This window comes from Mycobacterium sp. NS-7484 (assembly GCF_001953975.1).
In the GTDB taxonomy this organism is placed as follows: domain Bacteria; phylum Actinomycetota; class Actinomycetes; order Mycobacteriales; family Mycobacteriaceae; genus Mycobacterium.
Map to the genome: position 1 here is coordinate 35,650 of NZ_MBEJ01000078.1, position 25,594 is coordinate 61,243.

Below are 25,594 nucleotides of genomic sequence, written 5' to 3' on the forward strand. Positions count from 1 at the left end.
ATCGGCGGTCATGCTGACCCCGGCCGAAATCTGGCGCCGGGCAGCTGACCGCCTACGTGAGAAAGATCCCGACTACGACGCGCTGCGCCGCGCGCTGCGCGCGGCCATCGTGCTGCCCGTCGCCGCCGCGATCGGCTTCGTCGTCGGCGGGGATTCCCAGACGCCGCTGTTCGCCATCTTCGGCGCGGTCTCGGTACTGATCACCGCGGATTTCCCGGGCAACCGGCCGGCCCGTGCCCTGGCCTACGGCGGTCTGGCGTTCAACGGCGCGGTGTTGATCGTGCTCGGCACCGTGCTGGCCCCGCATCCCTGGTTGAGCGTGGCCGCGATGTTCGTCGTCGGCGTGGTGGTGTCGTTTTCCGGGGTCCTCAGCGAGATCGTCGCCGCCGGCCAACGGGCCACCTTGCTGTTGTTCGTGCTGCCGCTGTGCACACCGGTGGGTCCCATCCCGGAGCGGTTGCTGGGCTGGCTGATCGCCCTGGCGGTCTGCGTGCCCGCCGCGTTGTTCCTGTTCGCGCCCCGCCACCACGACGAGCTGCGCCGCCACGCCGCGCAGGTGTGCCGGTTGTTGGCCGACCGGCTCGAAGGCCAGGCCTCCGGCCGTGACGTCACCCGGGCGATGAACGCGCTCTACGAAAGCTTCCTCGGCGCCGACTATCGACCCGTCGCCCTCACCGCGGGCAGCCGCGCCCTGGTCCGCGTCGTCGACGACCTGGGGTGGATCTGCGACCAGGTGACCGACGACACCGGGGAACTGCTCGGCGCGATGCGCGACCCAGCGGTGCGGGTCCTGCGCGACAGCGCCGCGCTGCTGCGCATCACCGACCGCGCCGAACGGGCCGCTCGCAGCGTCGATCTGCGCGCCGCGCTGGCCGAGCAGCGCAGCGTGGCCCAGGGCAACTATCGCGAAGACATCGCCCAAATTCTCGGCACCGCCGACGACGCAGCCGCGGTAGAAGTCGGTCGGGATCTGTTGGTGCGCCGCACCATCTCGGCCACGATCGCGGTCACCGGGCGGGTGATCGGCAATGCCGCGCTGGCCGATGCCCGCCCGGTGTGGGCCCGGGTGTTGGGTCGGCGCCTGCCCGCGACCGGCGCCGCGGACTGGGTGATGCCCGAGACCGTCGCCGTCGCCGCGATCACCCGCGGGCTGGTGGCCACCCGCGCGGTGGTGCTGCGTAACAGTCTGCGCACCGGGCTGGGGTTGGCCCTCGCGGTGGCCGTCACCCACGTCTTTCCGGTGCAGCACGGATTCTGGGTGGTGCTCGGCGTGATGTCGGTGCTGCGCAGCAGCGCACTGGACACCGGGACGCGCGTGCTGCGCGCGGTGGCCGGGACGGCCATCGGGTTCATCCTCGGCGCGGTGGTCATCGAATTGCTCGGCGTGGAACCGGTGGTGATGTGGATTCTGTTGCCGCTCGTGGCATTCGGATCGGCCTACGTCCCCAAGGTGGCATCGTTCATCGCCGGGCAGGCGGCCTTCACGATGATGGTGCTGATCAACTTCAACCTGATCGCCCCGACCGGCTGGCGCGTGGGCCTGGTCCGGATCGAAGACGTCATCCTCGGCGCGCTCGTAGGCATCGTGGCGTCGGTGATGTTGTGGCCGCGCGGCGCCACGGCGTCGGTGTCCAAGGCCGTCGACCGGGCCCGCGACATGGGCGCACAGTTCCTTCAGGCGGCGGTGGTCCGCGTCACCCGCGGCGCCTCCGAGGAAGCCACCAACCGCGTCATCGCCTTGAGCCACCGCAATCTCGCGGCCTCGCGCACCCTTGATGATGCTGTGCGCCAATACCTTTCGGAGAACGGTGGGCCCAGTGACCAGCGTGCACCAGTGGTGCGGGCGGCCAACCGGGCCAATCGGGTGCGCGCCGCGGCCGAGCTGATCGCCGATGTGGTGCCGCCGCCGCTGGGCGTCTATCCGGACACCCGCGCGGTGATCGAGGAGCATGCCGCGGCGATCTGCGCCCGGCTCACCCGCGCCGACACCACGTCGGTGCTGGTGCCGATCGGGGAAAGCTTCGTGGTGTCACTGCGCGCCGAAGCCGCCGGAACCGATCTGGCGGTCTCGGCGGCCCTGCCGCTGGTGACGGCGGCGGCGCATCTCGGCGAGCTGGAACTTCTCTACCCGCAGCCTGCCGAGTCGGTGGGTTGATCAGACCCGGTGGGGCATGAGCGCGTTCGGTGGGATGTGGCCGAACTTGCCCGCTTGATAGTCCTCCAGCGCCTGGATCAACTCGGACTTCGAGTTCATCACGAACGGGCCGTAATGGAACACCGGTTCGCGAATCGGCTTGCCGCCCAGGAGCAGAACCTCCATCGCGGGCCGGTGCGAATCCTGGGTGGGCTGCGCCGACACCGTGATCCGGTCGCCGGGGCCCAGGACGGCCAACTGTCCCTGATGAATCGGATGACCCCCCGGGCCGACGCTGCCGCGCCCGCTCAGCACGTACACCAGGGCGTTGAACTCGCGGTCCCACGGCAGGTTGAGTTGGGCACCCGGTTCAATCGTGGCGTGCGCCAAGGTGATCGGGGTGTGCGTGCTGCCCGGACCCTTCGCGCCGTCGATCTGGCCCGCGATGATGCGCACCAGGGCGCCGCCGTCCTGGGACGTCAGCAGTTTGGCGTCGGTGCCCTCGATCGCCTGGTAGCGCGGGCTGGCGAACTTGTCCTTCTTCGGCAGGTTCACCCACAGTTGGACGCCGTGGAACGTGCCACCGCTCTCGACGAGCTCGGCCGGCGGGGTCTCGATGTGCAGGATGCCCGATCCGGCGGTCATCCACTGCGTGGCGCCGTCGGTGATCAGCCCGCCGCCGCCATGTGAGTCCTGATGGGCGAAGCGCCCGTCGATCATGTACGTGACCGTTTCGAACCCGCGGTGCGGATGCCAATCCGTCCCCCGCGGTTCGCCCGGCTGATATTCGACCTCGCCCATCTGATCCATGTGGACGAAGGGGTCCAGGTCGGCCGCGCTGACGGCACCGAAGGCCCGGACGACGGGGAAGCCCTCGCCCTCGAATCCGCGCGGGCCGGTGGTGATCGAGCGGACCGGACGTTCGGTGTCCGGGGCTTGAGCGGCGGCGATTCGGGGCAAGGTCAAGGTGTCTGCGGTGATGGCTGGCATCTCCTACCTCCTGATATGTGGGGTGATGTCAGCTATAACCGGACCGCGGTCCGATTATTCCCCGTTCCAGTGCCCGTCGGGCCGCGTCGCGGGCCTCGCCGGCGCTACCGGTGGCCATCGCGGCTTGGGCCGCGGCCCGACATTGCCGGTGCGTCAGTTGCGCAAGTTCGGCCCCCACCGCGGGGATCGCGGCCGGCGCCATCGACAACGACGTCACCCCCAGACCCACGAGCACCGCGGCCAGCAGCGGATCGGCCGCCGCCTCACCACACACCCCGACCGGCTTGGCCACCGCGGCTCCGGCGTTCGCGGCCAGCGCCACCAAGGACAGGACCGCGGGCTGCCACGGGTCGGTGAGGGCAGCCAGCTCTGCCGACATCCGATCGGCGGCCATCGTGTACTGCGCCAGATCGTTGGTGCCGATCGACAGGAAGTCGACGTGCTCGAGGATCTTGTCGGCCTGCAGTGCGGCGGCGGGCACCTCGATCATCACACCTGGGCTGAGTCCATATGAGCGAGCCTGGGCGGCAAAGTGTTTGGCCTCGGCTGCGGTGGCGATCATGGGTGCCATCACCCCCGGCCGGGTTTTGGCGGCCTCGGCCGCGGCGGCGATCGCTTTTAGCTGACGGTCCAGCAGGCCGGGATTGCCGTGGACTGTTCGGATGCCACGCACGCCCAGGGCCGGGTTGGGTTCGTCTTTGTGATGTGCGAATGTGAGCGGCTTGTCCGAGCCTGCGTCGAGGGTGCGGATGACGACGGTGCGTCCGGCGAAGGCCTCGAGCACCTCGCCGTAGATCTTCGCCTGCTCGTCGACGGTCGGCTCGGTGTCCCGGTTGAGGAAGCACAGCTCGGTGCGGAACAGGCCGACGCCTTCGGCGTGTGTTGTTGCGCTCGTCGGCCCTTGCACGTTGGCCAACAACGGGACCCGGTGCCCGTCTGCCGTGGTGGCGGGCCCCTTCCAGGTTCTGGCGTCGGCGGCGCTCGTCCGCACCTGCGCCGGGTCGGGGTTCACCGTGACGGTGCCGGCAGCGCCGTCGAGCAGCACCATCGCGCTCTCGGGCACCACGTCGAGCCCGTCAACCGCCACCACACACGGGATGCCGAGCTCGCGGGCGATGATCGCGGTGTGGCCCGTCGGCCCACCCCCAGTGGTGGCCACACCGAGGACCAGGGCCGGGTCGAGCGTGGCGGCGTCGGCCGGGGCCAGATCCTCGGCGAGCACGATGGACGGTGTATCTGGCCGGAGCACAACGGGTTCCGATTCGCCGCACAGTTCGGCGACGACGCGGTCGCGGATGTCGTTCAGATCGGCGACCCGTTCGGCCATCACCCCGCCGAGTTTGGTGAACATCTCGGTGAACTCCGCGGTGGCGTCGGTGGCCGCGCGGACGGCGGGCGCCCCGGCGGTGATCCGCTTGTCGACGGCGGCGAGCCAGGCCCGGTCCTGGGCCAACGTGGCCTGCGCGGTCAATATTTGCGCCGCCAGGTCTGCGGCCTGCGTCGCCCGATCCCGAAGCCGGGCAGCCACGATGCCTGCGGCCACGGCGAAGCGGGCGGCCTCGGCCGGCCGGGCCTCCTCCGCCACATTTGTCTGTTCCTCATGGGTTGGAACCCGTCTCGGCCGGATCACCGGCGCATACCGCACCCCGGCGACCACCGGCACGCCCCGCAGAACCGTCGGCGGAACGGCCGGAGTTGTCGAAGGCATGTGACACAGGTTACAAATGCGTTTGCTGTGCCCGCAGCGGCCGGGGCAGTTACGTCGAGGAGGGGTATGCCCAGCAAGACCGTCACCGTCGGATCGGCCATCGGGCTCCACGCTCGCCCGGCTGCGCTCATCGCTGAGGCGGTGGTCAATGCCGGTGTGCCGGTGACTTTGTCCCTGGACGGCGGGGAACCCGTCGACGCCGGCTCGGCCCTGATGATCATGACGTTGGGGGCGGGTTGCGGTGCGCGGGTGACCGTTGCTTGCGACAACGCCGGTGTGCTGGCGACCGTCGCAGAACTGGTGAGCCACGACCTCGATGCCTAGTGCTACGGGCGAGAAAGCGTCGTCGACCTGTGTTAGACACCCTTATGATTGCCTGCGTGCAAATCGCGGGTCGGCTTGACGTGAGACGATTCATTTTAGAGCGGACCGGGCGTTGTTTGCTGAAAGTGCACCAGCACACTGCAGACATGTCCGATGTCATTGGGGGAGTGTGAGGCGTGCAGCGCTTAGCCGTGATGCTGCTGGCAGTTCTGCTGGCGTTTTTCAGTGCACCGCCCGCGTGGGCGATCGACCCGCCGGCGATCGATGCCGGGGCCGTTCCGCCTGATGAGACTGGCCCCGACCAGCCGATGGAACAGCGCAAGATCTGCGCCGCCCCCACGGTCATGCCGAACTCGAACTTCGCCGACAAGCCGTGGGCGGCCGACTACCTGAAGCTGGCCGAGGCGCAGAAGTTCGCAACCGGCGCCGGGGTAACTGTCGCCGTGATCGACACCGGGGTCAACGGTTCTCCCCGCGTCCCTGCCGAGCCGGGCGGCGACTTCGTCGACGCCGGCGGCAACGGAATGTCCGACTGTGACGCCCACGGGACGCTCACCGCGTCGATCATCGCCGGACGTCCCGCACCCACCGACGGATTCGTCGGTGTCGCCCCGGATGCGCGACTGATCTCGCTGCGCCAGACGTCGGTGGCCTTCCAGCCCAAGGGTTCCCGCCAGGACCCCAATGACCCGAACACCACCCAGACGGCAGGTTCGATTCGCAGCCTCGCGCGCTCGGTGGTTCACGCGGCCAACCTCGGCGCGCAGGTGATCAACATCAGTGAGGCCGCCTGCTACAAGGTCACCCGCCGGATCGACGAGTCCAGCCTCGGCGCGGCGATCAATTACGCCGTCAACGTCAAGGGCGCGGTGATCATCGTGGCCGCCGGCAACACCGGTCAGGACTGCACCCAGAACCCGCCGCCGGATCCAGCGGTCCCGGCCGATGCGCGTGGCTGGAAGGGTGTGCAAACCATCGTCAGCCCGGCCTGGTACGACCCGCTGGTGCTCACCGTCGGCAGCATCGGCCAGAACGGTCAGCCGAGCAACTTCTCGATGTCGGGCCCCTGGGTGGGCGCAGCCGCCCCCGGCGAGAACCTCGTCGCTCTGGGTTACGAGGGCCAGCCGATCAACGCCACCCCCGGTGAGGACGGCCCGGTGCCGCTCAACGGCACGTCGTTCTCTGCGGCGTTCGTCTCCGGTCTGGCCGCGCTGGTCAAGCAGCGCTTCCCGGATCTGACCCCGGCCCAGGTGATCAACCGGATCACCGCCACCGCCCGCCACCCCGGCGGCGGCGTCGACAACTACGTCGGTGCCGGTGTGGTCGATCCGGTGGCCGCCCTGACGTGGGAGGTCCCCGACGGGCCGAAGAAGGCTCCGTTCCGGGTCAAGGAAGTTCCCCCGCCCGTGTACATTCCGCCGCCAGACCGTGGCCCGATCACCGGTGTGGTGGTCGCCGGGGCCGCGCTGGTGCTGATCCTCGGGATCGCAGCCATGACCCGACGCGCGTTGCGGCGCCGCCAATGAACTTCCTGCGGCAGTTCGGTTTCCGCTTCACCACGGGTCACGCCATCTGGGCGGCCACGCTGATCCCGGCGTGCATTGCGCTGTGCCTGCACTTCAAGCTGCTGTGGCTCGGCATCACGCTGTCCGTGCTGATCGCGATCTTCTCGGTGCTGACCATCCGCGGACGGCGGCTCACCGGCTGGGTCAAGGCGGTCTTCTCGTGGCGACGCAGGCACCGCAGCACGCCCGACGTGGCGTCGGAGCCGGCGGTCGGCGCCACGGTGATGCCTGGTGATCACGTCGCCGTGCGGTGGCAGGGCGACTATCTGGTGGCCGTGATCGAGTTGGTGCCAAGGCCTTTCACCCCGACGGTGATCGTCAACGGCAGTGCCGTGTCCGATGACACCGTCAGCACCAAGCTCGTCGAGAACCTGATCGAGGCACACTGTCCCGATCTCGAGGCCGACGTGGTCTCGGCCGGTTATCGCGTGGGCAAGACGGCGCCGGCCAGCCTGGTGGCCCTCTACGAGCAGGTGGTCGGTCCGTATCCGGCACCGTCGAACCGGCGCACCTGGATCGTGTTGCGCGCCAACCCGGAGAAGACGCAACGCTCGGCTCATCGCCGCGACAGCGGAGTGTCCGGGCTGGCCCGGTATCTCGTGGCCTCGACCACCCGGATCGCAGATCAATTGGCCAGCAACGGAATCGACGCACGCTGCGCACGCAGCTTCGACGACTACGACAAGGCCACCGAGATCAGCTTCGAAAAGGAAACCTGGTCGGTGATCAAGGGCCGCAGCACGTTCACCGCGGCCTACATCGCGCCCGGCGGCCCGGATGCATGGTGGTCGGCACGCGCCGATCACACCACCACCCGCGTGCGACTGTGCCCCGGAATGGCCCCGACCAGCACCGTGCTGCTCACCACCTTGTCTAATCCGACCACGCCACGCGGGTTTTCGTGCCTGTACGGAGGTCAGCGCGCGGCGCTGCAAGGCATTAGCCCAGTGACCGACAAGCATTACGACCTGCCGATCGGCTCGGCCGGCGTGCTCGTCGGTGAAACGTCCGACCGCTACCCGGTGTACATGCCGTTCGACAACGTCGACGTCAGCATCAACCTCGGCGATGCCCGGCTGTTCACCCAGTTCGTCATCCGCTCGGCGGCCTCCGGCGCAGTGGTGACCCTCGGGCCGCAGATGCGCGAATTCGCCACCATGATCAACGGCCGTGTCGGACGCGTGCCCCGCGTCGCCTGGCCCAATGCCACGACCTATCTCGGACCACATCAAGGCGTGGGTCGAGTGATCATGCGGCCCAACTTCATTGACACACCGCGGCACCGTCAGCTGCCCATCACGTTGATCAATCCGCGTGAAGAGAGCCGTTACCAGATGGCGCTGGAGCAATGACATCAAGCTTCCTGGGCGAGGGGACCCAGAAAGGTCGGGAGGAATAGTCATGGCAGACGAGATGCACCCGCAGGTCGCCGCGGTCCTGCGCCAGGCGCAACAGCTGCAGTCCCTGATGGACGACCAACTGCACAAGATGAACACCGAAACGTTCACCGCGACAGACGAAGCCCAGAGCGTCGAGGTGACGCTCAACGGTCACCACCATCTGATCGACGTGTACATCAAAGATGGCTTGTTGCGGTTGGGCGCCCAGACCGTCGAACAACGTCTCAACGAGGCCATTCAAAAGGCCACGGCCGCCGCGACGACCTCGATCGAAGCCGACCGTGAACGGCTGGATGCGATGGTTGCGGAATTGACTGCGGAAGGCCAACAGCCGGGCTGAAGTCTCTGTGCCCCACTAGTTCAGCCCGTCTCGCCCTGGCGAGGCGGGCTGATTTGTGTGGCTCGCATTCGGCGGAAATTGACTAGGCTAGTGCCCAACGAAACTCGCCCTCGTCCACGGACGCTTGACTACTTGCCGTCCTTGGCATTCGTGCGCGCGCGGCGACCGATGAACGCTTCGGTGTAGTCGCGGTCCTCGACGTAGAGGTCCTCGTCCTCCGCGAGCGCGTTGCGGCGCTTTTCCTCGACTTACGGTCGGTTCACTCCCGGTGTTCGGAATGCCGCGCACTGAGTGCGAGTTCGGCTTCGTAAGCCTGCTGAGGAGTGGTGAACGGTGCGTTTTTCTCGACAAATTCGCGAGCTTCTCGCAAGTTCCACCCTTGTTCAACGAACGTTTCCACCACATTGATATGGAGGAGTGCTGACGCCTTCTTGGTGGCAACGTCAGCGACAACTCGGATTTCCTCAGCGAGTTGCGCTTCGTCGAGCGAAGATACGCTTGAATCCAAGCTGACATGAGAGATCGTCCCGCTAAGGAAGACGGCGCACGCCACGGTGCCCGGCGTATTCATCGCTTGGATGACCGGAACAACTTCCTCGTCGGCCTCCTCGGGACCGCTGAGCGCATCCCAGTCATCCTGCTCCGGAACGGGCACACTGTCCGGTATCGCGTCCAACTGGGTGTCGTCGCACCCAGCGCGGTCATAGCCCGTCTCCTCCGGCGTGTATACCTCAGCTAAGACATCGAGATCAGACGGAACGTCAACGACTTGGGACTCGCCGAAATCCAGCGCGTCCAAGTCGTGGCCGCTATCGGACTCGTCGTAAATGCCAGTCATCGTTTGCAGTCATGTCCTTTTGTGAATTGCATTTGCAGCCGAAGCGCGGCGCATAAATCGTCAGCATCACCGGGGGTGCATCTGTTTACCGAGTCGACCGCTCATCGCTGCATCAACACCGTCGTAACGGTCTGCGGCAATGCCCAGCTTGTCGGAAAGACGTTCGGACGCAGTCGCCATTTCTGAACATGCACTGCCACGGCGACTGTCCGCCATAGCGACTGCTGTGTTAGCCGCCGAACAGGCAATACCATGGTTTGCGAACATCGACGCACTGACACCGTTGGTTATGGTTGAGGCGGCTTGAATCTGACCTCTCGCTTGCCCCTGCGCAGAAGACAGTTCTCGGACGTGCCCGGTGGCGACGCGCAGATAACCCGACTTAGCCCCTGATGCCGCCGCGTGCGGGTCTTTGGCGTAGTCCTCACTTACCATCGTTATGTCCATGGCGTTCTTAAGAACTGCGGCATTCAACATTTGCAGGGCTGCCCCGCAGGTAACCAGGGCGATGTTCGACACGGTGGTTTCGAAGGAAAGCTGAGCAGGCACGCCCACTGGGGGAACCGGAGTCAAACCAAGCGAGATCGCGGCCGGGATACACGCGGTAAGCGCCGTGGCCGCACCGTCGAGAACTCGCCTTGCCATGAGGACCTGATCGGCCTGGCTGGCGATAACGCTTTTTAGTTTGCCATCGGTTGAACGCATGTGCTCGGCTCGGACTTGTTGCCGTTCGTTCTGCCGACGATAGGCCTCAGATCCGTCCCCCACCCACTGGCCAGTCGGTGTTGCGGATTCCAGCGTGCCGCGTACGCCTTCGAACTTGCTTGCCCCCTGTTCGAAGCGGTGGCCAGTTTCGGGATCACCAATGCCCAAGGTCAGGGAAAGAGCATTAATTGCAAGCAACGTGGATCCGATTATTGGGGTCTCGAGAGCGGCTACCTTGGGGATAGCTTTCGACGCGAAGGACGCGGCCTTGGGGAACGCCCCCTCCACCACCGGTGCCACCTTGGGGTAGAGCTTCGCCGCCATAGTCGGCACCATCTGAGCCGTACCGAGGGCGTCCGCGCCAAGCCCGGCGCCCGCCAGCACCTGGTCTACGACATTGGCCTTCTCATCCGTGGCTCCTTGGATGTGGTCGAACCAACCTTTGCCCGCGAAGACAACTTCGATCGCCTCTTTGATAGCCAAAGTAACCTCGCATCCCCAAACTTATCCCCCAACCCGGCAAGCCTAACAGCGCTCCCACCCGCGTCGATGCACCATTTCTGCCCACTCCTGACGACACCTCACCCGGCCTCGCGCCGAATCAGGTGGCCGTCGCGACCCCCTCTTTCCGAGCCATGATGCGACTGACCACGGCGTCGTTGTCGTTCCTCGCCGGCCAGGCTGGGCAACAGTAAGCTAACGTCAAACAAAACCCAGTCCACTGGTATGCCCGCCCTAAGCAGTCCCCGACACCGTGCGATTGCCGCACCCCATCGACTGCAAATTGACCGTAGCGAGGATGGATTGAGACACCCTCCGACCACGCCAGGCGAATGGCTGCTTCTCCTCGGCATTTATGCGGGCATACTCTTCAGCATTTTTGCGTTCTTGTTCTTCCTGGTGATCGTCGGGCCATGGATTCTCGACAAGCTCGGTGGCCATGGACCACAGGATGAACACGAGCAGCGCCTACTCCAAGAATCGGCCGAGTTCAGGTCTCGCTGGCAGCACGTCCAGTTGTGGCAGGTACCGTACGCTGACCTCGCCCGCGAGGCGTCACGGTGCTGGCAGATCATTACGATTCTCGAAAAGCGGCGCACTAGCCCGACCGCGCTCTCCGCCAATGACGAGTTGGTCAATCAAATCTCCGGGTACCGGACCACATTGACTACAGTTCAGCAAGCCATGGCCTACGTCACCGCACGCGGTGGTGGACCTCAGCTCCCGCCTCACGGGACTGAACTACCCCCAATGAGTCCAGACTTGTAGATGCTGCGGGACTGTCCGCCACGAAGAATCACGCGTCGACGTACACCACGTCTCCGGACTTGACCTCTGGACCCGGCGCCGGGAGTCCTGCGAGGTCTTCCGGGCGGGGTTCGGGGGACAACCCCTGAACCCCAACCAGCCGATATGGTTGACCGTTGAACGCGAGCCATCGCGGCGGGCGCGTCCCTGCTACTTCTTGGTGTCCTTTGCCTCTGGGCGCGCACGACGGCCGATGACCGCCTCGGTGTAGGCGCGGTCCTCCTTATAGAGATCCTCGTCCTCCGAAAGGTTCGGATTGCGACGCTTTTCCTTGCCCTGGCCTTGACCGTGGCCGCCGCCCATACCACCCATGCCGCCGCCCATACCACCCATACCGGCACCGCCCGGGGCGCCAGCGGGTCCGGCGCCGACGCCGCGGGCGCTAGCCGGAGATGCCGCGACAGTTTCTGCGCCGACGGCGGGGCCGAGTGGCCCAGCGGGCATACCGCCACCGCCGCCACCCATACCTCCGCCGCCACCACCGGCACTGGCCGGCTTGAGGCTGGGTTCCTCTAGACCACCCGGCATCTCGGGCATGCCTTCGGTTCCCTTCGGAAGGCCACCCGACGGAGCGCCACCAGACGGCGCGCCGCCCGATGGCGCGCCACCGCCGGAGGGTGCGCCGCCACTCGGTGAACCTCCCGAACCCTCACCCGCCGACGGTTCAGCGCTGGCGGGTGACATCGAGGGCATCTCAGGCATCGGCGGCATCTCGGGCACAGCGCCTCCTCCCGGCGGAGGGCTACCGCCGGGCGGGGGGCCGCCACCCAGCGGTGGGGTGACGCCGGGTGGATTACCGCCAGGGCTTGTCGATGGCAACCCGCGAATTGACGGCGGCTTACCCGGCCTTATCTCCTGGAGACCGGCGCCATTCGCGTACTCAATCATCGCCTGCTCCGAACGCGCCTGAAAATACGCGTACAGACCCCCTTTTCCAACGGCTCCAATCGGCGTCATTACTGCCAATGTAGGGACGCTGTCGTATGTCGCCACATCGTCCATCGTGGGGTGATCCGCGACCAGTTTCTCGTGCGCGGCGATTAACTTGTCCACCTGCTGGACCAATCTCCCACACTCGTCGGCCATGTCGCCCCACCAGCTACCCAGGAGACGCATAGCCTGCGTATATGCCTCGGCTGCAGTACCCTTCCCGTCCGGCGCAACGAAATCTTTTGCATGCGTCGGAAGCCATGTCTTATAGCTCTCCCAGTCATCCCGAAAACGCTTTAGCTCCGACGCGGCCGTATCCCCCGAATGGATGGCTTTCGCCACCGTTCGCCAATCGTTGAAGAAATCCCATTCCCCTGCGGGGGGGTACGGTATATCCACAATAGCCGGAGCGGCGAGCATATCTACTGCGCTTGGAACCACGGTCTCGACCTCGTGCGATGGCCGAGCACGGTCGCGGTCGCTGTGCATCTGCTTGTCGAATGCTTCCTTCGACTGGCTGACAACCTTGTCGAAGGTATCGGCCGCGGCACGGAGGGCCGACCCCATCCGTTTCGACTCGATATCCCCGGCGTCGAGCATCCCTTTCAATGTGTCCGACGACGCTTGAAGTTGATTTATCGCAGCTTGGGTGATGGCCAGATCATTGGGTGCCCCCGGCGCGGATACTCCAGTTGACGCTGACGCCGGAAACTCTTCAACTTTCGCGGCCGCTTGCTTCATTCCGTCGGATGTCCACCCCAACTCCTCTGCCACAGCTAGTCATCCTCCCTATGCCGATGACGCCGACCGACCGTCCCACGCGCCCCTCACGAAAAACGAAATGTCGGCCGAACAAGCCATACCGCTTTCTCGCGACAATCATAAGGGCCCGTCAGGGGCATGCAATGCGGCACTTTCTGTCCGCTCGACCTCAGCCGACGTTGCTACGCATGGCTTTGCTAGACGCCGTCAATCCTGGCGCGAACAGTGGCAATCTACTCCGCGATCGCGTCAGCAACCAGCTGTCCGACGTGCTGCCAGTAGATGAAGTCGGCAACGGCCCGGCGTTGCCCGGGTCCGTCGCCGACGGCGTGTGCCTCATAGACGGCCCACTCCTGGGCATGCTCTGCATACGCCAAGAATGCCTGTAGGTGCACCTGACCGCGGTTGGAGGCGCCGCTGAACAACGGCTGCCACACCTTGTCCCACAAGTCCGATCGGCGGTCCTCGGGCGGATTCGTATCAACCGGCGCCGGCGGGAGAATCTTCACCAGGTCGCCATCACCGATTTGCGCCAGTCGACCGCTGATCTGCGGGGAAATGACCTGCAGACGGTCACGGCCAGCCATCTTCCCTTTCGCCGGAATGTCCTCTGGCGCCAAAACTTCCTGGTGCACGCCGGAATCGGCGTTGGTGAACTGGTGCTCAAGCGCAATCACCGCTCGCAAGGTCGTGTCATTCTCCTGCGCCCAACGCTGGACTGCCAGAATCGGATACGTGGCCCAGGTGGCGCGCTCGGCAGGCGAGATCGACTCATCTGCGGAGACCATTACCACCTGATCGGGCAGATTGACTTGCGCGGGGAAGTAACCCAGCCCGTAGTTGTTGGCCACCGCGATTCGCCCGTCCACGGTGACCGCCGTGATCCAGAAGAAGTTGAAGTCTTCGACGTTGGCCATATCAGGAGCGTTGAGCGCCGCAGCGATCCTACGGGCCAACTCCAAGGGACCCGAGCCGGTCCGCTTCGCTGCGTTCTGTGCGGCATCGCGTTCAGCCCGCGCGGCCGACACCGGAATAGGCGCAACCTGGGCGCCGCCAGCGATGTTCGCCGGCTGCACGGGTCCGGGAGGCGGAGCAGCTGCCGCCGGCGGCGGAACCGGTGCAGCAGGAGGCGCCGTCGGCGGCGGACCCAACGGTGGCGAACCCATCGGCATTCCGCCACCCATGCCCATTCCGCCGCCTGATGCCGGAGCCTGCACCGGCGCGGCAGGAGCCTGTGCACTGCTGACGGATGTCGACGCAGCGCCTGTGCTGGCTGGGGCCATGGTGTCGCCGGCCGGCACCGTGGGAGACGGGGCTAATGGAGGTGGAGCGCTGCCGCCCGCGGACGCGCTGTGAACCGGGGTTCCCGCTGAATCCGCAAGCCCCTGCGAGAATTGCTGCAGCGGATCCACAGGCGCACGACCGGCGAGCGCCTCAGCACCTGCTGCTGCCTTCGACGGGTCCAAGCCACTGCCTGCACCCGATGCTGCGGAAGCTGCACTGCTCAATGGGCTGCTCGCTCCGCTAGCGGCGCTGGACCCACCACCAGCTCCACCGAGGCTTGGAGCCCCCGGCGCTGCGGGGATAGACGGAGACATTGGGCTCGCGGGTGATTTCGTGCCAGATCCTGGCGGGGTGACGCTCGGCGCGACAAACGCGGGTGCGCCCGCAATTGGCGTGTCCTGACCAGTCGAATCTGCAGCCCCATAATCTACCGCCGCCGCAGGGTCTGGGCCACCGTCGACGGGTGCCGCCGCTTTTGGCGTGTCCTGACCAGTCGAATCTGCAGCCCCATAATCTACCGCCGCCGCAGGGTCTGGGCCACCATCGACGGGTGCCGCCGCTTTTGGCGTGTCCTGACCAGTCGAATCCGCAGCCCCATAATCCACCGCGGCCGGATCCTCAGAACTTCCGGGTGTCTTATCCTCGCCATCCGAGTTCTCCGGGTTTTGGCCACTCATAAATGAAGCAGACCCCGGACGACCCGAACCCGAACCCGACGACTCCCCATTGGATTCCGGCGAACCAGGAGATTCCGTGCCGTTATCGAGTGGTGTGGCGGCAGGACCATCAGATGACGGAGGCACGTCCGCTTTGGTTCCTCCGACTAGGCTGGCGGCCAGATCGGAAAGAAATTGCTTGTTGGCACGATAGGCTTGCTCGGCAATGTCCTGCGCCTTATCGGAAGCGTCCTCCCCCTTGTCGGTCGCCTCGTTCAGGAGATCCGTAATCTCCCGATCTTTAGTCATAGAAAAATCGTAAATTGCCTTTTTCGCCATCATGGCGGTCAACCGAGCGGTGCCGCACCATTCCATGGCATCAGTCAGTTGCTGTTGGATCTGCTGCATCGCCTCGCTGTGCTGCTGGGCCTTAGTCCCAGCTGCCGTCGCACTGTCGCCCACCCACACGAGTTCCCCGTTGAAAATATTTGCGTGTGTCGCATCCCACCCCATACGGGCAAGAGTGACTGCCACTTGCAGTGCGCCCAGCATGGCTTTTCGCTGATCGAACACCGATTCATCAAAATCCGGCCATGCGTCCGGGCCAGTCATAATATCGAGATATTTTCCCGTCGGCTTGCTAATCGTAGACTCGCCCAGCATTGCAAGGCCCATGAGATCGGTAGGAAGCACCGGACCACCGTTCACAGGATTGGAAACCGCGTTCACGATGCCGCCTTGCACGCCCAATTGATCGCGTTTGCGACGGATGTCGCCTGGGAAACCATATAGCTGACGTTCGAGTTATAGGTCGGAATCGCCTGGACATACGCCCGCATGTATTGCGCCGCGAATACTGCGAAGTCTTCCCAGATCGGGTTGCTGCTGCCTCTGCCCAGACGTTCCATATCGTCAGCATAAATTGTCATCACAGGGCCCACAGCATCCATGATGGCCCTCTGCTCCGACGTCCATTCCGCAACTGAAAGTTTAGAATCGGTTCCACGCCACGCCGTAGTATTGTCATTGAACCGCGCCACCATCGGAATCCAATCGCCACATTGGTGACTGTTATCCGACAAAAATCGCACGGGCACTTGCTTTCCATCGCCCTCTGGCCGATTTACCTCGGACGGGGGGGCTGGCACGTCTACTAATGGAGCCGTTTGTTGCGCAGCATGGAAGTAGATCGCATCGCACACCCGAATCAACGCGCCAGTAAATTTGTTTGACGCGGCAACTAGTTCGTTATCTGCAGTTGAGTATGTTGGAATCGAGTCTATGACCGCTTGGGCATATGCGTTGAATTGGCCGTAGAGTTCACGCATCACCCTGTGGGGTGTCTTCTTGGCAAGGTTAGCCACTTTGGGGATTACGCTTGCAAGTACTTCCGCCTGTTTATTAAACACCTCTCGCTGTTCCTGCGACCACTCTGCCGCCGGCACAGAATAATCTTGCTTATTCCATCCCGGGACAGCCGCATCCATCTCATGCGAGATCTTTGTCCATGCTTCACACGTGGGGTCTTCGGTAACGATATTCACCGGCCCGGTGTCGTTGGCACTAGCGAACTCGGAGGCACCGTTGGCGGTGTTGGACTGGCCGTTACCCCCACCCGAATCGGGCCGAAGAACAAGCACAGTGCCGACCACGCTGACAGCAATGACCGCGACAAGCGCCAGTCCGATCAGAATCCACTTGCCCTTGCCACCACCGTTATTCGACGGTTGCGGAGGGCCGCCTACCCACGGCTGCTGTGGCCAGGGCGCTCCAGGCTGCCCATACTGCGGGCCACCCTGCGGATGTCCGGCCGGACCACCACCGTATGGCTGCTGGGCACCAGGACCTTGCGGCGGCCCACCCCATTGCGGCCCACCACCCTCGGAGGGCTGTGAACCATACGGACCCTGGGGAGGAAGCGTCATCACCAAACCTTCACGTCAAGAGCACTTAATCGGTCACAACAACACTGAAGGATCAACCGGCGGCCTCGGCCGCTGGACGGGCGCAGCCTCTACCGTCGGGCCAGAAGGTGCAGGAGCCGCCGGCGATTCGGCTACCGGAGCTCGCTCCGCCGCACCGTCGGGTGCGGCCGCGTCCTCTCGCTGCTCATCCGAATCCTTCTGCTCGTCCCGATCCTCGCGCTCATCCCGGTCGTCGCGATTTTCGTCATCCGAGGCGGCGGACTGCTCAGTATCTGACTTCGGCCCAGTGGCACCGGTTCCCGAACCGTCTGCCCCCGTAGCACCGCCTTGGCCGAGTCCGCCGCCCATCTGACCGAGTTGCTGCACACCCTGCATGATGGTCTGCGGAATCTGCCCCAACTGCTGAGCCATCTGCATTGGGATTTGACCCAACTGCTGAGCCATCTGCATCGGCATCTGCATCATCTGACCGAACTGGCCCATTGCATCCGTCGCCCCGCCGCCGGCGCTCCCGCTTGAGGTGCCGAACTGCGAGTCGAACTCGGCCAACCGAGCTTTGAGGTCGGTATGCGCCTGCTGATCGGTCTGCTCATACCGATCAGCTGCCACGCCGATATTGGTGGCGGTCGTCCGCGCATCATTCCTGGTGGTTGGCAAAGACTGCTGCAACGGCGCTTCGATCTCGTTAGTGCGACTCGTCAACGCCTGCGCCAATCGATCCTCACCAAGCGACGGGAACGCACTGGGTGCATCTGGGAGCGCGTCGGCAGCATCCTTAAAACCCAAACTGCCCGCCCGCAGTTCTGCGACGTTGACCCGCATCTCGGTCATCAGACACCCCCATCAAGTAGACGCGAGGAACTCACGGCCACGCGCACCAGCCGCCGGAGGTCAATGTCCAACGGCGAGGTGCGACCGCCAAAACCCATCATTCCAGCGACGACCGTCATGGGCCCCTCTACCACTAGTCCAGAAAAATGCTACCCGAGGCCAGGCCAGGTCTCGGGCACGAATCTATAGAGGTCAGTGCTCACCGCACCCAGTTACCTCACGCTCGTGCAAACGGTCTCGGTTGCCCAGTGATAGCAAGTCAGGCGTGCTGTTCGGAGTGGCGCGCGATGAGTGCAAGTTCGGCCTCACCGGCCTGTTCCGGGGTCGCGTAGGGCATGTTGGTACCCACGAAGTCTCGTGCCTCACGGAAGTCCATGCCCTGTTCGACGAGCATGTTCACCACCCTGATGTGCACCACCGCGGTCGCGCGCTTGGCTGCCACGCCAGCCACGAACCGGACCTCGTCGGCCAACTGAGCCTCCGTCAACATCGTCACCTTCGGATCCAAATCCACCCGGGCAACCGAGCCATTGAGGTAGGCGGCAACGGTGACAGTTCCCGGTGGGTTGACAGCCTGGACGACCGGAATCTGCTCTTCATCTTCGGGTTCCGCCTCGCCGTCGCTCGCCTCAAATCCGTCGTCCTCGAAGTCCTCGACTTCGTGGCTGGCGTAGTCGTGGACTGCTTCAAAGCCGTCGTCATGCAAGCCGACCTGGCAGGCGTCGTCCAGGGCGTAATCCGGTAGCACGTCGAGATCGGAGCTGTCGTCATCGATCACTGGAGTGTCGAAGTCGAGCGCATCGAGTCCGCTGTCGTCCTCGGTGTCGTCCCAATTGTCCGAACCATCAGGCGTCATGTGTCAGTCATACCAATTGCAGCGCACCGTTCGATACCCGTCAGCCACGGTCACCGTGGATGCATTTCTTTGTCCAGCCACCCTCCGGCTTGGCAGTCCGTCTGGTCGTATCCCGACGCAGCGACGTTCAGTTTCTCCGACAGATCCTCCGACACAGAGGCCATCGCCGCACATGCAGCCTCGCGGGCACTGTTGGCGAAAGCCAAGGCGGTGATACTCACCGCGCAGACCGGCCCATGATTGACCATCATGGAGGCACTGACGCCATCAGTCACCTGAGATACCTGCTCGAGATAGTCCTTCACCGTGCTCTGCCCGTCGGCGAGTGCTCGGACATGCGCCGTAGTGACGCCAAGCATCCCCTCAGACATTGATCGATCCCTCTCCGGTTCCTGTCGATGCGCCGCCGGACGGTGACCATGGCCGTGACCTCGTACTTCCCCCGGGCGGCGATATGAGCGCCGGCGGTGCCGCCGTGGGCTTGGCGCCGGCGGCGACCTCTCGGTAGGCGCTGGCGGCTTGCTGGAATTTCTGCGCATTCCCTAACGTCAGCGCCTCCATCGTCCCGAACGCGCCTAACGCGATGGGCATAGCTCCCGCTACTGCACCGAGCTCGAACGCCATCTGATTCGCCGGGCCCGTAGGGGGAATCTTTCCGATGACAATCGCAATCGGAATCATGACGGTCAGGGACGTCGCGACGATATCGAGGGCGTCCCGCGTGTTTTTTATCTGCTCCGCCTCGTCAGCGATGATGCCCTTCACTTCGGCATCAATTTTGCTCATCGTTGCAGCGCGTTCCTGCTGCCGCTCATTCTGAGCCGCGTAGGCCTCTGATCCACTGCTACGCCACTGCTCGGTGGGCTTAGTCTGGTCCAATGCGTTTGAGATCTGATTGAAGCCATCAGCCCCCTTCGCAAACCGGTCACCGGTCTCCGGATCTCCCACACCGCACATCAACTGCAACCCATTGATGGCCAGAAGGGCCGCGCCGATAATGGGCGTGCCGAGCCCCTTCATCTGGCGCGCCGGGCTGTACGCGGATTTCAATCCGGGAGTTGACTCGCCGAACACCTTCAGATTCTGTGGAAGTTTATTGACGAATTTATCTCCGTATTTCGCAATACCGAGCTCCCCCACCATTTGGGTAGCGCCAATACCGTCTGCGACCAGACCTGCCTTGGCCAGAAATACACTTCCCGGGTCATCTGAGCCTAACGCATCCAAGTGCTCATAAGCCCCCTTGGCGGCGAAGGTATATTCGGCGAACGATTTCACCGAATCCAGGTTTAGCAGGCCCATTAATCCCCACCTTCCTCTTGACTACGTAACCCTAACAGGGTCTCGGCCACCGTCCATGCGCCATTTTTGGCCAGCTGGCGGCCCTCAACTGACGCCCAAGCCCAGTAGACTGCCGCCATGCTGGCCCTTGCTGTGGCAATCGAACCGCTGTCCGGGCGTAGTTGGCCTGACACTCCTGAGGAGGCATTGGCCAACCTGATCGCACTCGTGTGCGCCGTCGCGATTGGCGCAGGATTGGTTGGTCTAGTGGGATGGTTCCTCTGGTGGTGGTGCTTCACCAACCGGCCGAATGCTTACCGTCGACGGTTGGAAAAGGAATCGGCTGAATTCCGCACGCGTTGGCCGCAGGACCAACTGAACTTCGCGCCTTACAGTGAGCTGAGCGATGAAGCGCAGCGGTGTTGGGCTTTGATCTTTGTTCTTGAACATTCCGATAATTCGAAGAGCTACCCGCACGGCGCTGAAGGAAGCAAGATTTCTGAGTTACGTCATTGGATCGATACCGTAGTAGCGGCGTTAAACTCGGCCGCTGAGCGCGAGCGACAGCCTGCAACCGGGAGGTATTCCCAGTGATATCCGCTGCTCAATTCGATCTGCGTTCTCAATTTGAGGGGCCGGTTCCCTTCTTGATCACCGTTATTCTGATAATCGGTATTACATGTGCACTCCTATTTTTTGTGGCCGCGTGGTATACGAAGAAGTCGGAATATCAGAAGCGGGCCCGTCTATATACATTCTCGTCGGCGTTCTGGGCCCGTTGGCCGGGCGAGCGGCTGTGGGTGGCGCCGTACCCCGAGCTGGCTGCTGAAGCGGCCAGGTGCGAGGAAATCCTCGGAGGCATGGGCTTGACGCCGCCGCACTATGAGCCCAAACCGAGTGACACTGCGGTAAAGACCGAGGATGCACACAGCGGCGATTCGCGCATCGAGCGCGACGGAACCGACTTCAGGACTAAGCGCGGCGCCGTGCTCCAAGCGATGAGCCGCGCGGTTGCGCAGGGAAGGGGTCCGCAGTCGCCGTCGGGGTAGGCCGTAAATCCGTCTGGCTCAGCTTTCGCGACTAACGGAGCGCCCGTCACAAACCACGAAAAATCAAGGCCCGGTATGTCCACCCGGAGGCCGCCACGACGTCGCGGATCGGATTCTTCATGTCGTTGGTATCGAAGTCATATCGCTGGCCATTGACCCACCCGGTCACCGAAAAGCGAAGATCACCATTGGTTTTCGTCTGATTCCAGTGCAAGGGATCGTCGGAATCACGCTTCCACTCCCGAGCTCTGTCCTTGGCGCGGATTTCCTTCTTTTCATGGTCGAAGACCATCCGGATGATGTAGGTGTCGTTGACGTTGACATCATCGAAGATCGGCTGCCAGTACGGGTGGCCTCGTTTCCACTCGGCGACGAGATCGACCTCTTCGTCATCGCCCCTGCGGACATGCCACGGCGCCGCTTCATTGTTCAGCCCCATCAAGCGATGCCACAACTCGTGCGACGACACCGGGACAACATCTGGATCAGGTTTACGGTTGCCGCTCAGCCGCGAAAACAAACCCATGCCGCGAAATCCACTCAGCCCATAGGCTCGTCGTCAACCTTGGCATTGAAGTTGACTTTGCCGCCGTCGACCGAGTTGGCCGTGACGGTCACGCCATATTTGGTGCCGTCGACAGTCAGCACGCACCGCTGAGTGGCACCGACTTTGGCCGGCAGATCGTCATCGCACACCACAGAATCGGCCTTGGAGCCCGCCTGGGCCTCAAGTTTCTGCTTGACGACCTTCGCGAGCTGTTCTTTGTCGACGCCGGCGGTCTTCCCAATCTCGACGTGCCCAGAACATGCTCCGAGCAGCCCGGCCGCAACAACCAGCCCCGCCGCAGCAGCCACACGGATATTCGACGTTGCTTTCATGTGATCCCCCCTTTGATACGCAATTGGCCACAGCCAGCGAGGCCTCCGGGCCCCAAAGGCCCTGAGACACAAGCCCAAAACGTCAGTGCAAGCGCAGGTTCCGCAGGAGGTCGTACACGCCGGCGATCCACAGCAGCAGTGGGATCACCGCTGCGATGGCCGCACCGTCGGTCAACTCCAGGATGCGTTTGGTCACCGGGGACACGCGACGCACGCCGTCGGTGGCACCCACCGCGATCACCGCCACCAGGCCCAGCACCGTGTAGATCACCAGCACCAGCCAGGCATTGCCCGGATTCCACAGGCACAGACGCACCATCACGCCCGTCGGCACCGCGATCGCCGCCGCCAGCAGCGACCAGGAGCACCACCGCTCGGCGTACAGCCGGGACCGGAAGCCACAGATCACGGCCACCAGACCCGCCACGATCATGCTGTGCACGAAGAAATGCCCCTGCACCACAACGGAAATCGCACCGACCGACAGCACCAGGGCACCAGCAGCGAGGAAACCGATCAGGAGCTGACGGGTCAACAGGCTGCGTTCCTGCAGTCGCGCCGCCGATTCCGGCACGGACGCGATGATCGCCTTCCATGTCGGGGATGCCTCGTCCACCTCGTCGGGGGTGATCACCGGATCGAGCAGTTCGTCGTTGGACACCGTCTCGCCGGGCGCCGGGATCGGCGGCAGCGCGATACGGGCCACGGCCACAGTGAGTTTGGCGGCGTTGGTCACCACGATGAGGCCGAAGGCGATCGCACCGGCGGGCACCCATTCGGCCCCGCCGTACCCGACGGTGATCGCGGCGCCCGTGACGGCGATCGCCAACACGGCCAGGAACGAGGCCACATCGGCCCGACGGCGTGGGCCACCGCGGGTGGCCAGTGTCAGCAGTAACACCACCGCACCGGCACCGGCGAGTTGCGGCGCCCCAAGGGAATCCGCGTCATAGGGCAGCGGCACGGCCAGCGCCGCAGCTCCACCGAGCACGATCATCGAGGCCAGCAGCAGGCTCTCGGAAAGATCGAGGTTGTCGTAACGCTTCTCCGCCGCGAAGCTTCCGCCGAGCAGGCCGAAACCGAACAACGCGAGCGCCACCGCCCACCACCAGCCCTGGCCGGCACCGTCCCACGACAGCAGCGACATGACGGTGATGGCCGTTGAGACCACTGGAATCGCCACGCCGACAAAACGATTCAGCGCGGTGCGGTCGAACACCGGAGACTCGTCGAGCACGGCGATCGCGTCGATCACGTCCTCGACCAGGGGGCGGTACCGCTCGGTGCGGCTGACCGACACCAGGGTGAGCAGTGATCCGTCGACCACACCGGCGTCGTCGAGCGATTCATCGGCCTTCAACGGCGGCGCACCCGGACGGGCGAACGCCCACATGCCCTGCTCGGAGAAATCGAACCCGGCGAGCGTGTCTTTCGGGGTGTCCTCGAGCAATTCGCCGAGGACACTGACGGTCTCGTCGATGTAGGTCTCGATGGGTGCTGCGGCCGGCAACACCAGATCCGTCATCCTCTTACCGGTGAGGATGGTGACCCGGGTGGTCGACGGCCGGCCAGGCGTCGTGCTCGAGGGGTCAGCGGCGGCAGTAGTCGCGGTCACCGCCGTTCAAGCCTGTCGAAATCGTCGGACAGGGCCGCGGCCAACTCGGTGATGCGCCGCTGGTACGTATCGCTGAGCAGGTCGAGCTGAATCTCGGTGCCCTGGGCAATGTGCTTGTCCCACGGCAACACGATGACACGGCCCGGGGGCACGTGGCGCTCGAATTGCTGCACCAGATCCTCGACATCCACGTTGGCCTTACCCGGCGTCACGTGGTTGATCACAACGCAGGACCGGCCGAGCAGATCCTGATATCCGTTCTGGCGCAGCCAGTCCATCGTGATGGCAGCCTGGCGGGCCCCGTCGATCGAGGCACTGGCCACGATCACCATGCCGGACACGGTGGAGAGCACACCGCGGGAGGCCTTTTGGAACAGGCCGGCCCCGCAGTCGGCGAGGACGAGGTTGTAATAGCGCGACACCACTGCGGTGGCGCCCTTCCAGTCCTCGTCGTTGAACTCCCGCTGGGCACCGCTGTAGTCCTCAGACGACAGCACCTCGAGGTTGGATCCGTTCATGCTCGTGTAGGCCCGAATGTCGTTGTAGCGCGACAGTTCCTGGTCGGCGAGCAGATCAGAGATGGTGGCGGCGGACTGACGTCCGGCACGGTCGGCCAGGTTGCCGCCGTCGGGGTCGGCGTCGATGGCCAGGATGCGGTCACCGCGGACCTTGGCCATCGCCGATCCGAGCGCGACGGTGACGGCGGTCTTGCCGACGCCGCCCTTCAGGCCGAAGACGCCGATCTGATAGGAATCGCGGGCGTTGCGCCGAATCCGGTTGTGCAGTTCGAGTTCGTAGATCTCGTCGGGCGACAGACCCAGGTTGATCCGCGTGGTCAGGTAGAGCCAGTGGCGCCATCCGCGCTGCGACGGCATCTTCACACCGGTCTTCACCCCGACGTGCGAGAGCGCGTCGATCGCGCGGTGGTTGCCCATCGAGGCAGCCGAGGTGGGGCCGGGCGCGGCCGGGGTCGGAATCGCCTGCCCTGCCCGCCACTGACCACTGACCTCAGGGTCGAAGTCGGCGAACTGCGACGGCGCGGGACCGGGCGCGACGCGCGGCGCCGGGCCGGGCATGGACCGGGCCTGCTCGTGGCGCGCGCCCTGACCGGCCTGCTGCTGCGGCGCCCGCAGCATCGAATTCTGCGGCCACTGCGGCGCGGTCGCCGGAGGCTGCGGCATCGGCGCGGGCATCTGCGGCGTCGTCTCCGCATGCCGCGGCTGCGCGGCAGCCTGAGTCTGGGTGGATGCGGTGGGAGCCACCGGTACATCCGTGGAACTGGTTTCCCCGACCGGTACGGGCGGTGGCGGCGCGGCCGCGGCGGCCTTCAGGATGGCATCTCTGTCCACGATGGCGGTGGCGTCGTCGACCGGTTTACCCGGTTCCGACGAGTGGAAGAGCCGGTCATAGTCGGCCGACATGGGGACCCCTCAGATAGTCAAAACAGATGGTTAGATCTTTACACCCAAGCACAAGTGGTGGGCGGGTTCGGCCTATCAAAAGATAGACCGGTTACCCGCCCACCAATGCATGCGTGCGTGTTGCCCGTTAACTAGGCGAACATTCCCGTGACGCCGGCTTCGGTCTGGGACATGGTCTGCCCCGCCTCGCTGATCGTCTGGGCCAGGTTCTGCAGCGCCTGGTTCAGCTCCATGGACGTGTTGTCCCAGCGGGTCTGAACGGCCTGGTAGGCCTCCGAACCCGAGCCGCCCCACGCCGAGGCGAGCGAGGCCAGCGAGCCCTTGCCCTCGTCCAGCAGGCCGGCGGTGGTGCCGACGGCGCCCTGGATCTCAGCCGAACCGCCCTCGATACCGGCGAAATTCCAAACCTGTTCTGTCATGTTGTGTCTCCGTTCTTGAGGTCAGTTAGGTCAGATGTTCATCGACGAGGCCAGGTTGCCGGCCTGATCGTCGTCGGTGGCCGAGTACTGGCTACCCGAGGTGTGGATGTTGTTGGAGATGTCGTTCAGCTCCTGGATCTGCTTGGCAGCAGCCTCGTGGAACCGCGCCAGCGCAGCCTGCGCGGCGGTACCGGCCTGGCCGACCATCTGGGCAGCCAAGGTGCTGCCGGTCGACTCGACCTGAGCGATGACGCTCTTGAGCTCACCGGAGATGCGCTCGAAGTTAGCAGCCTCCTTGGCGAGGACGGCGGCATCTGTATTCATCTGTGCCATGTTGGATTTCCCCTTATTTTCCCTTTGTCCTCACCAGTGAT

The 25,594-nt window shown here is 64.4% G+C and carries 24 protein-coding genes and 1 pseudogene; 6 read left to right on the plus strand and 19 right to left on the minus strand.

Annotation, left to right across the window (positions count from 1 at the left end):
* Positions 1-10 precede the first annotated feature (10 nt).
* Complete coding sequence (locus A5733_RS13935) at positions 11-2,155, plus strand: FUSC family protein (RefSeq protein ID WP_076240544.1); 2,145 nt, start codon at positions 11-13, stop codon at positions 2,153-2,155.
* On the opposite strand, the gene A5733_RS13940 is transcribed toward A5733_RS13935, so the two are convergent.
* Positions 2,156-3,124, minus strand: coding sequence for a pirin family protein (locus A5733_RS13940; protein ID WP_076240545.1), 969 nt, complete (start codon positions 3,122-3,124; stop codon positions 2,156-2,158).
* 28 nt (positions 3,125-3,152) lie between these two features.
* Complete coding sequence (locus tag A5733_RS13945) at positions 3,153-4,832, minus strand: putative PEP-binding protein (RefSeq protein WP_076240546.1); 1,680 nt, start codon at positions 4,830-4,832, stop codon at positions 3,153-3,155.
* A 66-nt stretch (positions 4,833-4,898) separates the two neighbouring features.
* Between A5733_RS13945 and A5733_RS13950 the strand changes: the two genes are divergently transcribed.
* From A5733_RS13950 to A5733_RS13965, 4 genes are all read left to right on the plus strand, one after another.
* Positions 4,899-5,156, plus strand: a complete 258-nt coding sequence (locus A5733_RS13950) for an HPr family phosphocarrier protein (protein ID WP_076240547.1) — start codon at positions 4,899-4,901, stop codon at positions 5,154-5,156.
* 176 nt (positions 5,157-5,332) lie between these two features.
* The gene (gene mycP, locus A5733_RS13955; protein ID WP_076240548.1) at positions 5,333-6,682 is read left to right on the plus strand and encodes a type VII secretion-associated serine protease mycosin; all 1,350 of its coding nucleotides are present in this window, start codon (positions 5,333-5,335) and stop codon (positions 6,680-6,682) included.
* Entirely contained in the window at positions 6,679-8,073 is a 1,395-nt protein-coding gene (eccE, locus tag A5733_RS13960; protein WP_067770132.1) for a type VII secretion protein EccE, read from the plus strand. The genes mycP and eccE overlap by 4 nt, the downstream gene beginning before the upstream one ends.
* 49 nt (positions 8,074-8,122) lie before the next feature.
* A complete protein-coding gene (locus A5733_RS13965) occupies positions 8,123-8,461 on the plus strand; it encodes a YbaB/EbfC family nucleoid-associated protein (protein WP_076240549.1) in 339 nt (112 codons plus the stop codon).
* Positions 8,462-8,720: 259 nt separating this feature from the next.
* On the opposite strand, the gene A5733_RS13970 is transcribed toward A5733_RS13965, so the two are convergent.
* The 11 genes and pseudogenes from A5733_RS13970 to A5733_RS27510 form a co-directional block, all read right to left on the minus strand.
* Positions 8,721-9,299 carry a hypothetical protein gene (locus A5733_RS13970; protein ID WP_083666181.1) on the minus strand — a complete coding sequence of 193 codons (579 nt, stop codon included), beginning with the start codon at positions 9,297-9,299 and terminating at the stop codon, positions 8,721-8,723.
* A gap of 66 nt (positions 9,300-9,365) precedes the next feature.
* A complete protein-coding gene (locus A5733_RS26810) occupies positions 9,366-10,487 on the minus strand; it encodes an EspA/EspE family type VII secretion system effector (RefSeq protein ID WP_083666183.1) in 1,122 nt (373 codons plus the stop codon).
* 252 nt (positions 10,488-10,739) lie between these two features.
* Complete coding sequence (locus tag A5733_RS27110; protein WP_142253991.1) at positions 10,740-10,946, minus strand: hypothetical protein; 207 nt, start codon at positions 10,944-10,946, stop codon at positions 10,740-10,742.
* A gap of 516 nt (positions 10,947-11,462) precedes the next feature.
* Positions 11,463-11,849, minus strand: coding sequence for a hypothetical protein (locus tag A5733_RS27925; RefSeq protein ID WP_233152691.1), 387 nt, complete (start codon positions 11,847-11,849; stop codon positions 11,463-11,465).
* A gap of 927 nt (positions 11,850-12,776) precedes the next feature.
* Positions 12,777-12,983 (minus strand): annotated as a pseudogene (locus tag A5733_RS27930) (hypothetical protein); the annotation flags it as partial.
* 254 nt (positions 12,984-13,237) lie between these two features.
* Positions 13,238-15,673 carry a hypothetical protein gene (locus A5733_RS27935; RefSeq protein WP_233152688.1) on the minus strand — a complete coding sequence of 812 codons (2,436 nt, stop codon included), beginning with the start codon at positions 15,671-15,673 and terminating at the stop codon, positions 13,238-13,240.
* Complete coding sequence (locus A5733_RS27115) at positions 15,670-16,869, minus strand: hypothetical protein (protein ID WP_076240552.1); 1,200 nt, start codon at positions 16,867-16,869, stop codon at positions 15,670-15,672. Before A5733_RS27115 ends, A5733_RS27935 begins: the two co-directional genes overlap by 4 nt.
* Positions 16,870-16,902: 33 nt before the next feature.
* On the minus strand, positions 16,903-17,700 hold the full coding sequence (locus A5733_RS14000; RefSeq protein ID WP_076240553.1) for a type VII secretion target: 798 nt from the start codon (positions 17,698-17,700) through the stop codon (positions 16,903-16,905).
* 259 nt (positions 17,701-17,959) lie between these two features.
* Positions 17,960-18,556, minus strand: coding sequence for a hypothetical protein (locus A5733_RS14005; protein WP_233152689.1), 597 nt, complete (start codon positions 18,554-18,556; stop codon positions 17,960-17,962).
* A 50-nt stretch (positions 18,557-18,606) separates the two neighbouring features.
* Positions 18,607-18,927: an ESX-1 secretion-associated protein gene (locus tag A5733_RS14010; protein WP_076240554.1), complete on the minus strand. Its 321-nt coding sequence runs from the start codon at positions 18,925-18,927 to the stop codon at positions 18,607-18,609.
* On the minus strand, positions 18,920-19,858 hold the full coding sequence (locus tag A5733_RS27510; protein WP_076240555.1) for an EspA/EspE family type VII secretion system effector: 939 nt from the start codon (positions 19,856-19,858) through the stop codon (positions 18,920-18,922). Before A5733_RS27510 ends, A5733_RS14010 begins: the two co-directional genes overlap by 8 nt.
* Before the next feature lie 117 nt (positions 19,859-19,975).
* On the opposite strand from A5733_RS27510, the gene A5733_RS27120 reads away from it, so the two are divergent.
* Entirely contained in the window at positions 19,976-20,431 is a 456-nt protein-coding gene (locus A5733_RS27120) for a hypothetical protein (RefSeq protein WP_142253992.1), read from the plus strand.
* Between the two features lie 501 nt (positions 20,432-20,932).
* Here the strand turns inward: A5733_RS27120 and A5733_RS14025 are convergent.
* The 6 genes from A5733_RS14025 to A5733_RS14050 form a co-directional block, all read right to left on the minus strand.
* Positions 20,933-21,412, minus strand: a complete 480-nt coding sequence (locus tag A5733_RS14025) for a hypothetical protein (RefSeq protein ID WP_076240557.1) — start codon at positions 21,410-21,412, stop codon at positions 20,933-20,935.
* 14 nt (positions 21,413-21,426) lie between these two features.
* A complete protein-coding gene (locus A5733_RS14030) occupies positions 21,427-21,765 on the minus strand; it encodes a DUF4333 domain-containing protein (RefSeq protein ID WP_076240558.1) in 339 nt (112 codons plus the stop codon).
* Positions 21,766-21,847: 82 nt separating this feature from the next.
* The gene (gene eccD / locus A5733_RS14035) at positions 21,848-23,380 is read right to left on the minus strand and encodes a type VII secretion integral membrane protein EccD (protein WP_076240559.1); all 1,533 of its coding nucleotides are present in this window, start codon (positions 23,378-23,380) and stop codon (positions 21,848-21,850) included.
* Positions 23,377-24,801 carry a MinD/ParA family protein gene (locus tag A5733_RS14040; RefSeq protein ID WP_076240560.1) on the minus strand — a complete coding sequence of 475 codons (1,425 nt, stop codon included), beginning with the start codon at positions 24,799-24,801 and terminating at the stop codon, positions 23,377-23,379. Before A5733_RS14040 ends, eccD begins: the two co-directional genes overlap by 4 nt.
* Positions 24,802-24,932: 131 nt before the next feature.
* On the minus strand, positions 24,933-25,220 hold the full coding sequence (locus tag A5733_RS14045) for a WXG100 family type VII secretion target (protein WP_067774549.1): 288 nt from the start codon (positions 25,218-25,220) through the stop codon (positions 24,933-24,935).
* A 30-nt stretch (positions 25,221-25,250) separates the two neighbouring features.
* Entirely contained in the window at positions 25,251-25,553 is a 303-nt protein-coding gene (locus A5733_RS14050) for a WXG100 family type VII secretion target (RefSeq protein ID WP_067774546.1), read from the minus strand.
* Positions 25,554-25,594: the final 41 nt, after the last annotated feature.

Bases quoted from the DNA above. Each gene is read 5' to 3' on its own strand.
- A5733_RS13935 (WP_076240544.1), top strand. From the start codon at position 11: ATGCTGACCCCGGCCGAAATCTGGCGCCGGGCAGCTGACCGCCTACGT.
- A5733_RS13940 (WP_076240545.1), bottom strand. From the start codon at position 3,124: ATGCCAGCCATCACCGCAGACACCTTGACCTTGCCCCGAATCGCCGCC.
- A5733_RS13945 (WP_076240546.1), bottom strand. From the start codon at position 4,832: ATGCCTTCGACAACTCCGGCCGTTCCGCCGACGGTTCTGCGGGGCGTG.
- A5733_RS13950 (WP_076240547.1), top strand. From the start codon at position 4,899: ATGCCCAGCAAGACCGTCACCGTCGGATCGGCCATCGGGCTCCACGCT.
- eccE (WP_067770132.1), top strand. From the start codon at position 6,679: ATGAACTTCCTGCGGCAGTTCGGTTTCCGCTTCACCACGGGTCACGCC.
- A5733_RS13965 (WP_076240549.1), top strand. From the start codon at position 8,123: ATGGCAGACGAGATGCACCCGCAGGTCGCCGCGGTCCTGCGCCAGGCG.
- A5733_RS13970 (WP_083666181.1), bottom strand. From the start codon at position 9,299: ATGACTGGCATTTACGACGAGTCCGATAGCGGCCACGACTTGGACGCG.
- A5733_RS27110 (WP_142253991.1), bottom strand. From the start codon at position 10,946: ATGGCCACCGAGCTTGTCGAGAATCCATGGCCCGACGATCACCAGGAA.
- A5733_RS27925 (WP_233152691.1), bottom strand. From the start codon at position 11,849: ATGCCCGAGATGCCGGGTGGTCTAGAGGAACCCAGCCTCAAGCCGGCC.
- A5733_RS27115 (WP_076240552.1), bottom strand. From the start codon at position 16,869: ATGACGCTTCCTCCCCAGGGTCCGTATGGTTCACAGCCCTCCGAGGGT.
- A5733_RS14000 (WP_076240553.1), bottom strand. From the start codon at position 17,700: ATGACCGAGATGCGGGTCAACGTCGCAGAACTGCGGGCGGGCAGTTTG.
- A5733_RS14005 (WP_233152689.1), bottom strand. From the start codon at position 18,556: ATGACGCCTGATGGTTCGGACAATTGGGACGACACCGAGGACGACAGC.
- A5733_RS14010 (WP_076240554.1), bottom strand. From the start codon at position 18,927: ATGTCTGAGGGGATGCTTGGCGTCACTACGGCGCATGTCCGAGCACTC.
- A5733_RS27510 (WP_076240555.1), bottom strand. From the start codon at position 19,858: ATGGGCCTGCTAAACCTGGATTCGGTGAAATCGTTCGCCGAATATACC.
- A5733_RS27120 (WP_142253992.1), top strand. From the start codon at position 19,976: ATGCTGGCCCTTGCTGTGGCAATCGAACCGCTGTCCGGGCGTAGTTGG.
- A5733_RS14025 (WP_076240557.1), bottom strand. From the start codon at position 21,412: ATGGGTTTGTTTTCGCGGCTGAGCGGCAACCGTAAACCTGATCCAGAT.
- A5733_RS14030 (WP_076240558.1), bottom strand. From the start codon at position 21,765: ATGAAAGCAACGTCGAATATCCGTGTGGCTGCTGCGGCGGGGCTGGTT.
- A5733_RS14040 (WP_076240560.1), bottom strand. From the start codon at position 24,801: ATGTCGGCCGACTATGACCGGCTCTTCCACTCGTCGGAACCGGGTAAA.
- A5733_RS14045 (WP_067774549.1), bottom strand. From the start codon at position 25,220: ATGACAGAACAGGTTTGGAATTTCGCCGGTATCGAGGGCGGTTCGGCT.
- A5733_RS14050 (WP_067774546.1), bottom strand. From the start codon at position 25,553: ATGGCACAGATGAATACAGATGCCGCCGTCCTCGCCAAGGAGGCTGCT.